The 2,988-nt window shown below is 61.9% G+C and carries 3 protein-coding genes; 1 reads left to right on the top strand and 2 read right to left on the bottom strand.

Going from position 1 to position 2,988, the window contains the following annotated elements; all coding sequences use genetic code 11:
- Positions 1–57: 57 nt before the first annotated feature.
- Positions 58–768, top strand: a complete 711-nt coding sequence (locus ABJK70_RS22805; protein WP_347259232.1) for a hypothetical protein — start codon at positions 58–60, stop codon at positions 766–768.
- Positions 769–869: 101 nt separating this feature from the next.
- Here ABJK70_RS22805 and mmoC read toward each other — a convergent pair whose 3' ends face one another.
- Together mmoC and hcp are read right to left on the bottom strand one after the other, a co-directional pair.
- On the bottom strand, positions 870–1,907 hold the full coding sequence (mmoC, locus tag ABJK70_RS22800) for an aromatic/alkene monooxygenase hydroxylase FAD-binding subunit MmoC (protein ID WP_077732208.1): 1,038 nt from the start codon (positions 1,905–1,907) through the stop codon (positions 870–872).
- Positions 1,908–2,131: 224 nt separating this feature from the next.
- Positions 2,132–2,988, bottom strand: an 857-nt coding sequence (hcp, locus tag ABJK70_RS22795) for a hydroxylamine reductase (protein WP_347259231.1), incomplete at its 5' end; no start/stop codon positions are given.

The raw sequence follows: 2,988 nt of genomic DNA, 5'->3' as shown, positions 1-2,988 counted from the left end.
AGGCTTGTATCTGGCGCTGCTGGATTGTGCAAATGGCGCATCCTGAGGTGGTGAGGCATGACCGAATTGGCTCAAACGGAAACCGAGCATTTGTCGCCCGCCGATTTGGTTGCCGCTCGCCGCGGCCGCTTTTCCGCCGAACTGGGTATCGATGTCGCCGGGCTGGATGACGGCGAACTTTTCAGATGGCTTCTTGCGGCCGTTTTGTTCGGAGCGCGCATTTCCGAACGGCTGGCGGCGCGCACTTACCGGGCTTTCGCGGAGAGGAAGCTGACGACTCCCGAAGCCATTATCGAATGCGGCTGGAACGGATTGGTGGCGGTATTGGATACGGGCGGGTATACCCGTTATGACTTTAAGACCGCCACCAAGCTCCTAAACCTGTCGCGGTCCTTGCTGGACGACTATCAGGGAAGTCTCAACAGGCTGCATGCGAAAGCGGAATCCGCGGAGGATCTCGAACGAAGGTTGATCGCTCTGGCGAAGGGTATCGGACCCACGACGGTCAATATCTTCTTGCGCGAACTGCGCGGAGTCTGGGCCAAGGCGGCACCGGCTCTATCCGATCTCGCTGTAGATGCCGCCAAGGCGCTGGGTTTTCTGCCGGAGGGGGAATGCGAGAGCCGCTTCGCGGCAGCGCGATTGCAGGCGCTTTGGGCGAGGGCCGGCGGGTCTGCTCGCGATTTCCCGGACTTCGAAACCGCACTGGTCAGGGAAGGCATCTTATTGCGGCGGGCGAAGGCGCATAGCGGTAGATCGGCCCGTTGATGATTCATTGCTCAGTCGTTCGATTAGGCCTGGGGGAGTGAGTAATCGATATCGCCTCGCGCGAACGATGGGAAGGTCGATTCCGCGAGTGGGCCGGCTCTTCAGTTCGAAGGCAAGAACCTCTCGCTGAAGATGTGTTCATCGGAGATTCCGAAAGCACGCGCCGTCTCCGCCGCAGCATCGATTAGCGCGGGCGGACCGCACAGATAAAGATCCGGCGCCGGTCCGCCTTGTTCGAGGTCGCGCCGTAACGCATCGACCGGGGTGCCGCGAAATCCGGCCCATGACGGCTCCGGATGCCACACGCAAAGCTCGATTTTAAGCCGAGGCAGAGCCTCGGTGAGTTCCCGAAGCGTGTCCAGGCAGAACAATTCGGCTTCGCGATTGACGCCGAAATAGAGCCGCGCCGGTTGCGGTTCTTGCAACTCGGCCATATGGCGCAGCATGGACAGCAAAGGCGCCAAGCCGGTGCCGCCCCCGACGAAATAGCGAGGCCGTAGGCTCTGCGCCTGCAGCACGAAATGGCCGCTGGGGCCGCGCACGTCGATGCGCTGGCCGGTCTTCGCCTCCCGCTCCAGATAGGTGGAGAATGTTCCGCCCGGCTGCAGCCGGATCAGAAACTCCAGCTCTCCGGTCCAGTTGGATGTATTGGCGATGGAGTAGGCGCGGCTGATGCCGGAATCGGGAATTTCCAGACTCATGTACTGCCCCGGTTCGAATTCCGCGGCCTGTCCGCCGCTGCTGTCCGGCTGCAGCCGGAGCAGCAGGCGTACGGTGTTTTCGGCAATGGGCGCCAACTCGACGATTTCGGCGGGGCGGCTCGCCAGCGCTTCGAAGCGGATGCGGTCGAAATCGTAAGGCGCTTCGAGCGAAAGGTCGCTTTGCGGATGGGCCCGGCACAGCAGCAGGTCGCCGCGAGCCGCGGCGTCCGGGGGCAGCGCCTGCGGATTATAGCTGTCCAGATGGTAATCGCCGTCGACGCGGGTACAGAGACAGGCGCCGCAGCCGCCGTCCCGGCACAAGGATGGAAGTACGATGCCTTCCTCCTCGGCGGCGGCGAGAAGATTCTGTTCGGTTTCGCAGGTGAAACGAACCTGCTGCCCGTCGCGGGTGGTGAGCGTTATGACGTGGTTGGTCATGGGTTCTCCAATGGAAAGTCGTGATCGCCCTGAGAGCAAATCGATGGGAGCGGGCTGTAGGGTGGGTTAGGCCGTGAGGGCGTAACCCACCGAGCGACCTCGAATCGGTGGGTTACGCGGAGCCGAGGGGCTAACCCACCATCGATGGGTTTCGCTTCGCTCTACCCATCCTACGATTAATGTCCATTCGAATGCTGAATGGAATAAGCCCTTTCTTCAAACGTTCAGGCTGCCCGGTGAAGCGCTGCCTCGATGTCCGCTTCGGCAGTAGTGATCGGTTTCAGGTCGAAGCGTGCCGATAGCTGCTCCAGGAGCGCAGGCGTCAGAAATGCGGGCAGGGTCGGTCCGAGTCGGATGCCCCGAATGCCGAGCGAAAGCAGGGTCAGCAGCACTGCCACGGCTTTTTGTTCGAACCAGGACACCATGAGGGACAGCGGCAAATCGTTCACGCCGCAGTTGAACGCTCCGGCCAGGGCACTCGCGATTTGAATGGCGGAATAGGCGTCATTGCACTGACCGATGTCCAGGAGGCGCGGAATGCCGCCGATAGCGCCGAATTCGTGCCGGTTGAAGCGGTACTTGCCGCAGCCCAAGGTGAGAATGACGCTGTCCTCGGGTACGCGGTCCGCCAGATCGGTGTAGTAATTGCGTCCCGGCACTGCGCCGTCGCATCCGCCGATCAGGAAGAAGTGGCGGATGGCGCCGGTCTTGACGGCATCCACGACTTTGTCGGCGACGCCTAGCACCGTGTTGCGGGCGAATCCCACGGTAATGGTTTGTTCCGGGGCATCTTCCTGGAAACCGGGGAAGGCCAGTGCCGCTTGAATGACCGGCGAGAAGTCGCCGTTGGCGATATGGCGTACGCCGGGCCAACCCACGGGTCCCGCGGTAAAGATGCGTTGCCGGTAGCGGGGATGGGGTTCGACCAGGCAATTGGACGTCATCAGGATCGCGCCCGGGAATTCGGCGAATTCGCGGGTTTGGTCCTGCCAGGCCCCACCGTAATTGCCGACCAGATGAGGATAAGCGCGCAGCTTGGGATAAGCATGGGCCGGCAGCAGTTCGCCGTGGGTGTAGACGT

It is taken from the genome of Methylocaldum sp. (assembly GCF_039794385.1).
Lineage (GTDB): Bacteria > Pseudomonadota > Gammaproteobacteria > Methylococcales > Methylococcaceae > Methylocaldum.
Note: the sequence above shows the minus strand (reverse complement) of the source record. Positions and strands in the feature narration are given on the sequence as shown.

What these genes read in the sequence shown, in the direction of transcription:
- ABJK70_RS22805 (WP_347259232.1), top strand. Translation starts at nt 58, where the DNA reads ATGACCGAATTGGCTCAAACGGAAACCGAGCATTTGTCGCCCGCCGAT.
- mmoC (WP_077732208.1), bottom strand. Translation starts at nt 1,907, where the DNA reads ATGACCAACCACGTCATAACGCTCACCACCCGCGACGGGCAGCAGGTT.